The sequence below is a fragment of the Escherichia sp. HH26CH genome (assembly GCF_009820205.1).
Classification (GTDB): Bacteria; Pseudomonadota; Gammaproteobacteria; order Enterobacterales; family Enterobacteriaceae; genus Escherichia; species Escherichia coli_F.
In genome coordinates this window covers 1-421 of sequence record NZ_VNXM01000030.1, presented here as the reverse complement: position 1 = coordinate 421, position 421 = coordinate 1, and the positions used below count along the sequence as shown (strand labels likewise).

Annotated in this window: 1 pseudogene; it reads right to left on the bottom strand. The window is 35.4% G+C overall.

From position 1 onward, the window contains the following. Positions 1-304 precede the first annotated feature (304 nt). A pseudogene (locus FQ015_RS10440) lies at positions 305-421 on the bottom strand (ISAs1 family transposase); the annotation flags it as partial.

Sequence of the window (421 nt, the reverse complement as noted above, 5' to 3'; positions counted from 1 at the left end):
AATATTAATCACTTCACCGGATATTCTGATACGTACCTTCACTGGTCTATTTAAGTAATACAAATTGTTGGCGTGTAATACCCCATTCTTCTTTCATTATCTTTGCCTTTAAAACAGAAAGTTCTTGAAATATATATTCAAGGGAAAAACTACGACAACCACCACAAGGGTAATATAAATCACAAAATTATCGAAAATTTAAAAAATAACGAGTCAGATCTGATAAAAAAAATAACTATCACGTGTAACTCCTGGGCGATCTCGCAAAAATTAAATTATAAAAAATACATGACGCAGGGCAAGATTACGAAAGCCCGCTCCCCGCAAGGACTGACGCCAGATACTTTCTGTCCATGGCTGCTTTTCGCATCTTACGTCTTAACCCTGCCTTGAATACCTTATCATTCGTCAAAATATTAAT